We start from the raw sequence: 7,121 nt of genomic DNA on the forward strand, positions 1-7,121 counted from the left end.
GGGCAGGTTCGCGCGCTAGGCCTGCTCCGCCTCGTTGAGCGCCCGCAGCAGCGTGCGGCGGTCGCGCACGCGATGGGCTTCGCGCAGGCTGCGCGCGAACAGCTCCTCGCCGATGCCCAGCTCGGCGAGGGTGGACGGCCCGCCGGCCTGGCGCAGCAGGCCGCGGAGCTCGGCTTCGCCGGGCAGGTCCCGCAGCCAGGCGCGGACCTGCTCCCGGTGCTCCCGGAGCGCCGCAGGCTCGGCGCCCGGGAGCGTCCCTTCGCCCGCGGCGTGGTACACGCGGGCGATTTCCGCACAGGCAACGCCAACTTTGGCACCGTGCAGCAGCGCTCGACGGCCCTGGCGCAAATACTCCATCTCCCAATAATGGGAGAGATGGTGCTCTGCGCCGGAGGCCGGGTGCGACTGCCCGAACAGCAGCATGGCGATGCCCGATTCGATCAGCGCCGTCATCAAGGCGCGGATCCCTTCTTCCGTGCGCGCGCCGATGGCTTCGGCGTGCGACACGCAGCTGCACAGCGCGCGCTCGGTAATCGCCGCCGCCTGTTCGTCATAAGGTTCCCCCGCTGTCAGGTGGGAGAACTTCCAATCGAACAGGCTCGTGTATTTCCCGAGCATATCGCCAAAGCCCGCAGCCACCAACCGCTGCGGGGCCGCCATCAGGATGTCGAGGTCAGCGAAAATCGCCACCGGCGGCACCGCCGGCACCGTCTTTTTGACCCCTCGCACAATCAGCGGCGCGCCCGCCGAGGTGAAGCCGTCCACGGACGGCGCGGTCGGCACTGACACAAACGGCTTGCCCGTTTTGTGGGCGGCAAACCGGACGATGTCGTGGATCGTCCCGGAGCCCACCGCCAGAAGCGCATCCGTCTCGTCAGGACGGATCTCCAGCAACAGCTGAACGATCGCAATCTCGTCAGCAACTACATCGCCTTGCGCATCCGGTTGAATGAGAACAACGCGCGTCTTCACGCCCGCTACTTCTAGCAAACCCATCAGCTGCTCTCCCGCCGCCGCATACGTGTGATCGTCCGCCACCAGCAGGATTTGGCGATAACCTTGTTCTCGCAAGTAAGGAGCAACCTTCCGGATGACCCCGCGGTCGAGTTCAATCACCTTCAACGGCTCCAACGTTCTGTCTTGCAGCATGAATTTCCCTCCCTTGACCATCCATCAACCTCCTGCAATTTTCTGGAAACCACTTCACAACCCTCATGGCCCTACCAATGCCACACTTCTACGAACAGACAAAAAGGTTCCCTAACCCATCACTCTCAGCACCCTACAGTTCCTGCTCGAACGCTCATGAACTTAGGTCAAACGCCTTCAGGATCGACGGTTCGCCACATTTCCTTAATATCGAAAAAATGCCTTATTCCTCTCCATCACTCTCGTCAACACTGGTTCTGGCTTACTCCGCCGATTGCTTGATTCGCTTCAGCAGCTTCATCACGTCGTTTGCGCCGCGGCCGAAGTAGTCGTGCAGCTGGCTGTATTCTTGATACAGCTTCTCGTACACTTCAACGTGCGCCGGGATCGGCTTGAACGTTTCTTCTTTAACGCGAGCCATGTTCTGGGCTGCATCCAGAATCGAGTCGTAGCCGCCCGCTTCCGCGCCTGCCGCCACCGCTGCGAACATCGCCGCGCCGAGGGCCGGCGTCTGCTTGGAATCTGCCACAAAAATCTCGCGGTTCGTCACATCCGCATAGATCTGCATCAGCAGGCGGTTTTTCTGCGGCAGTCCGCCGCAGGCATACAACGCGTCCACTTGCACCCCATTTCGAACAAACGCATCGATTATTTTGCGCGTACCAAAAGCCGTTGCCTCCAGCAGCGCCCGATAAATCTCCTGCGGTTTGGTCAGCAGCGTCATCCCGAGGATCATGCCGGTCAAATCCGTATCCACCAGCACGGACCGGTTGCCGTTCCACCAGTCGAGCGCCAACAGACCGGTTTGTCCCGGTTTATACGCCGCCGCTTCCCGCTCCAGCCATTGGTGAACGTTCAGGCCTTCCTTCTCTGCCGCTTCTTTCACGTACGCAGGCAACGCTTCCTCAACATACCATTCAAAAATATCCCCCACAGCCGATTGCCCAGCTTCATAGCCGTAAAAGCCAGGGATGATCCCGTCCTCAACGACGCCGCACATGCCTTCCACTTGCTTCTCTTCCGTCCCCAGCAGCATGTGGCAAATGGAGGTCCCCATCGCCATCACCAGCTTGCCCGGCGTCACAACGCCAACCGCCGGTACGGCGGCATGGGCGTCCACGTTGCCCACGGCCACGGCAATGCCCGGCGTCAGGCCCATCATCTCGGCCATCTCCGGCAGCAGTCCGCCCGCGTTCGTCCCCAGCGGGATCACGTCGCCGCGCAGTTTGGTATCCGTCAAATGCTCCAGACGAGGATCCAGCGCTTTAAAATACTCCTTGCTCGGATATCCGTCCTGCTTATGCCAAATCGCTTTGTATCCCGCTGTGCAGCTGTTGCGGACGATGTTGCCGGTCATTTGCGCGATAACCCAGTCGGTCGCTTCCAGAAAAAGATCCGCCTTCTCGTAAATCTCCGGCGCTTCATCGAGAATTTGCCATACTTTTGCAATCATCCACTCGGACGAAATCTTCCCGCCGTACCGCGCCAAAAACGCTTCTCCCCGCTCCGCCGCAATCGCGTTGATTTTATCTGCCTCCGGCTGAGCCGCATGGTGCTTCCACAGCTTCACCCAGCTATGCGGGTTATCGGCTAACGCCGGATCGAAGCTGAGCGGCTGGCCTTGCGCGTCCACCGGCAGCATCGTGCAGGCGGTAAAATCGATCCCAATCCCGATCACATCCGCCGGATCGATACCCGATTCCTGGAGCACTGCAGGCACCGAGCGACGCAGCACCTCAATATAATCGCCGGGATGCTGTAAGGCCCAGTCGTGCTCCAGTTTGATCCCGGAGCCAGGCAACCGCTCATCAATCACATGGTGCGGATACGGCGTCACATGATCGGCGACTTCGCGTCCGTCCGACAAATCCACCAGCACGGCGCGGCCGGACTGGGTGCCGTAGTCAATGCCAATCGTGTATTTTTTCCCCTTGCTCATCGTAACCCCTCCCTGCTATGTTCTCGTTATTTCTGCCCGTAATAGGCATTGGCTCCATGCTTCCGCAAAAAATGCCGATCCAGCAGTGCCTGATCCATCGCCGGCGTATTCGGATTGATCTGCAGCATGCGAGCGGCGATCTTCGCCACCTCTTCCAACACGACCGCGTTATGGACTGCATTATGCGCATCCTTGCCCCAAACAAACGGCGCATGCGAATGCACGAGCACTCCCGGCACCTGGTTCGGATCCAGTCCCAGCTCGTTAAACCGCTCTACGATTACATTTCCTGTCTCTAATTCGTAAGCGCCTTCAATTTCGACTCGTGTCATCGGCCGCGTCACCGGAATCTCTCCATAAAAATAATCCGCATGCGTCGTTCCATACGCCGGTAACGACCGCCCGGCCTGGGCCCAGCTAGTTCCCCACGGCGAATGGGTATGCACAACCCCGCCGATATCGGGGAATTCACGATATAACACCCGGTGCGTTGGCGTATCCGAGGACGGGCGCAGATTGCCTTCCACCACATTACCGTCCAGGTCGACCACAACCATATGCTCCGGCTTTAATTCCTCATACGGCACGCCGCTCGGTTTAATGACAAACAGTCCGCTCTCCCGGTCAATCCCGCTGACGTTTCCCCACGTAAACGTGACCAGTCCATACTTCGGAAGCTCCAAATTGGCTTCCCAAACCTGCTGTTTTAAGGCTTCCAACATCGCAAGCTTCGTCCCCTTTCCTTCTCCCATGTCTTTCAACACCATAAAAGGTACGTACAAGTTACCAAGCACCTATTCCGGCTCAAAGCGTCACCGCCCAGCCGATCTCCAGCAGGACGGTGACCCCCAAGTGGTCTATTTCCCGTTGTGTCTGATCTGATAGCTCTCTTGTACCAGTTTATTTCAAAACCGTTCGTTCCAGCACCGAATCCCGTTCAATCAGCTCCGGTTCAAACACCGTATCGCCCGGCGCCTCTCCCCGTTCGATCATCCCGATTAGCTGGCGGGCGGCAAGCTCGCCCATCGCCGTTTTGGGGTGGGTCAGCGTCGTCAGCTTCGTGCCCGAGGCCGACGCCAGGCTGGAGTCGTCAAAGCCGATAACGGACAAATCCTCGGGAATCCGCAAGCCGCACGCGGCGGCAGCGTCCATCAGCCGCACCGCTAACTCGTCGTTGTAACATACCAATGCGGTTGGCCGCTGATCCTCCGATTTTTGCAGCAATTCCAGCGCTTTTTGATAGGTGTAATCACCTTTTTGCTCCGTCGTAAACGTCACCACGTGCTGCGGCGACACCGTAATCCCAAAGTCCCGATGGGCGGATAGGAACCCTTTTAGCCGGTTAACGCCCTGCAGGTCATCTCTTTTGAAAAATCCAGCGATCTGCCGGTGCCCTTTTTCCAGCAAATACAGCGCTGCCTTCCGGCCTCCCGCCTCGTCGTTCACCTTCAGGCACGGACATTCAAGCTCAGGGTATCTCGCATTGATCATCAAATACGGAATCCCCTTCTCCTGCAACTCCAAAAAATACCCCAAATTCGGGTTCCCCTCCGCACTCTTTGTCGGCTCGATAATCAGTCCGCTGAGCGGCTGGCTCGTCATGAGCTGCAGGCTGTCCCGTTCCTTCTCCTTCGTGTTGTCCGTGCTCGACAGCATCAAGCGATACCCATGTTGGCGCAGCTCCGCTTCCGCCCCTCGAACGATATGGGGAAAAATATAATCGGAAATATACGTCGTCATAATGCCGATCGTCTTCACCGCTTCGCTCTCCCGGCGGGCGGGATGCCGGACAAACGTACCTTTGCCCTGGATGCGCTCCAGCCAGCCTTCCTTCTCCAGTTCGCCAAACGTTTGCCGTACCGTCTGCCGGCTTAAGCCAAACTGCTCGGCAATTTCGTTCTCTGACGGAACCTGTTTCCCAGGCTGAAGCTTTCCTTGCTCAAGCCAAGACAATAGTTCGTTTTTCAGCTGCATATATTTCGGAATTTTCCGGTCATTCATGTTTCGTCCACCCTTCACCAATGCCACCGTTCTCTTTTACTACCCGTTATTGTAACATAGGCCGGGCGAACGCAGAGGGCTGTTTCCACACCTTATCCAATAGCAAGCCAGTTTGGCGTCAAACCGCTGCAACTCGCGTCACTGCCGATGCGATTAGCGCAACCGGTAAGCCGCATCGCTCCAGCGCAGCTCGTTCTTGAAGCGAGGTACCGAGGTATCCTTGTCGATGATCACCGCTTCGATACCGGCCATTTCCGCCCAGTCGGACAGGTTCTCGGCCGTAATTGCGTAGGACAGCACCGTATGATGCGCACCGCCGGCCAAAATCCACGCTTCCGCCGATTCACGCAACGAAGGCTGCGGCTTCCACAACACGCGGGCTACCGGCAGCTTCGGCATCGGCTTTTCCACCTTCACGCCGTCAACCACGTTAACCAGCAATCGGAAGCGATGGCCCAAATCCACAAGCGAAGCGTTGACCGCCGGACCTGCCTGACCGTCGAACACCATCCGTGCCGGATCGGCTTTGCCGCCGATGCCCAGCGGATGCACTTCAATCGTTGGCTTCGTCGCCGCAATCGTCGGGCATACCTCCAGCATGTGCGCGCCCAAAATCATGTGATTGCCTGGCTCAAAATGATATGTGTAATCCTCCATAAACGAGGTGCTTTGGTTGTTCGCCAGTACTTTGAGCACACGAGTCAGAGCCGCTGTCTTCCAGTCGCCTTCCCCGCCAAAACCGTACCCGGCTTCCATCAACCGCTGCACAGCCAAACCTGGGAGTTGCTTGAGTCCGTGCAGATCCTCAAACGTCGTCGTAAACGCCCCAAAGCCGCCTTGCTCTAAGAAGCGTTTCATAGCAATTTCGAGCTTCGCCTGATACGCGATGGAATCGCGAACCGGCCCGCTGCTTAAACCAGCTTGCGTAATAGTGTACTGTTCGGCATATTCCTTCAGCAGCGCTTCGGCTTCCGCATCGGTGACTTCGTTTAGCACCTGCACCAGATCGCCAACGCCGTACCCGTTCACCGACCAGCCGAACTTGATTTGCGCTTCAACCTTGTCGCCTTCCGTCACGGCAACTTCGCGCATGTTATCGCCAAAGCGCGCCACCTTCAGCTGCCGGCTCTCGGCGTAAGCGACCGCAGTCCGCATCCAGCCCGCCAGCGATGCACGAACTTCCTCGTCCTCCCAATGTCCAACGACAATTTTGCGGTTGAGCCCAAGCCGGGCACCGATATGTCCATACTCGCGGTCCCCATGCGCCGATTGGTTCAAGTTCATAAAGTCCATATCAATCGTTTCCCACGGAATATCGCGGTTAAACTGCGTATGGAAGTGCAGCAGCGGTTTTTGCAGTTGAGACAAGCCAGCGATCCACATTTTGGCTGGCGAGAACGTGTGCATCCAGGTAATAATCCCCGCGCAAGTCTCGTCGCTATTTGCAGCTAGAATCAGCTTGTAGATCTCGTCCGGTGTCGTCACGATCGGTTTGAACACCACCGGGAACCCAATCGCCGGGTCTTGGTCCAGTTGTTCTGCGATAATGCGGGAGTGGTCGGCTACCTCCTCCAGTGTTTCAGGGCCATATAAATGCTGGCTGCCAGTCACGAACCAAAATGAATGCGGTTTCAATTTCATGCCAAAGCGCCTCCTTAGGTAAAATGATTGCTCCCTAACTTGTACATACCATATTATTAATTCCGACACTTCATTACTAATTGTACGTACAAGTTGAATTACCCTCATTGTACTTCCCGTGACTTCAAATGACAATAGGGTTCCCGAAATTAAAATGAGTTTTTTGGCAGCACGAGCCCCAGCGGCATTAGCACCATTCGGTTCCATCCAGCTCCATTCAGTTCCATTCAGTTCTATTAAGCTCCATCGATCATCGCCAACACTATCCATCACCATGCTGCGACGCCAACTCCATCCGGTTCCGTCACCATCCAGCGCTTCCAGCACCATCCCTGCAGTGCTAACGGACCGAAGCGCCCTTATTTTGTTCATTTGCGCCTTCTCCCAATTC

General features: G+C 57.2%; 4 protein-coding genes and 1 pseudogene. All 5 read right to left on the bottom strand.

Going from position 1 to position 7,121, the window contains the following annotated elements:
* Positions 1 to 660 precede the first annotated feature (660 nt).
* Positions 661 to 1,170, bottom strand: a pseudogene (locus PBA01S_RS23425) (iron-containing alcohol dehydrogenase); the annotation flags it as partial.
* 241 nt (positions 1,171 to 1,411) lie between these two features.
* Positions 1,412 to 3,088 (bottom strand): ribulokinase, encoded by a 1,677-nt coding sequence (locus tag PBA01S_RS07710; protein WP_127575723.1) that lies wholly within the window; start codon positions 3,086 to 3,088, stop codon positions 1,412 to 1,414.
* Between the two features lie 26 nt (positions 3,089 to 3,114).
* A complete protein-coding gene (araD, locus tag PBA01S_RS07715) occupies positions 3,115 to 3,810 on the bottom strand; it encodes an L-ribulose-5-phosphate 4-epimerase (RefSeq protein ID WP_085278100.1) in 696 nt (231 codons plus the stop codon).
* A 178-nt stretch (positions 3,811 to 3,988) separates the two neighbouring features.
* Positions 3,989 to 5,089, bottom strand: a complete 1,101-nt coding sequence (locus PBA01S_RS07720) for a GntR family transcriptional regulator (RefSeq protein WP_028537407.1) — start codon at positions 5,087 to 5,089, stop codon at positions 3,989 to 3,991.
* Between the two features lie 153 nt (positions 5,090 to 5,242).
* Positions 5,243 to 6,730 (bottom strand): L-arabinose isomerase, encoded by a 1,488-nt coding sequence (gene araA / locus PBA01S_RS07725; protein ID WP_127575724.1) that lies wholly within the window; start codon positions 6,728 to 6,730, stop codon positions 5,243 to 5,245.
* Positions 6,731 to 7,121 lie beyond the last annotated feature (391 nt).

The organism is Paenibacillus barengoltzii NBRC 101215 (genome assembly GCF_004000745.1).
GTDB lineage: Bacteria > Bacillota > Bacilli > Paenibacillales > Paenibacillaceae > Fontibacillus > Fontibacillus barengoltzii.

What these genes read in the sequence shown, in the direction of transcription:
- PBA01S_RS07710 (WP_127575723.1), bottom strand. Translation starts at nt 3,088, where the DNA reads ATGAGCAAGGGGAAAAAATACACGATTGGCATTGACTACGGCACCCAG.
- araD (WP_085278100.1), bottom strand. Translation starts at nt 3,810, where the DNA reads ATGTTGGAAGCCTTAAAACAGCAGGTTTGGGAAGCCAATTTGGAGCTT.
- PBA01S_RS07720 (WP_028537407.1), bottom strand. Translation starts at nt 5,089, where the DNA reads ATGAATGACCGGAAAATTCCGAAATATATGCAGCTGAAAAACGAACTA.
- araA (WP_127575724.1), bottom strand. Translation starts at nt 6,730, where the DNA reads ATGAAATTGAAACCGCATTCATTTTGGTTCGTGACTGGCAGCCAGCAT.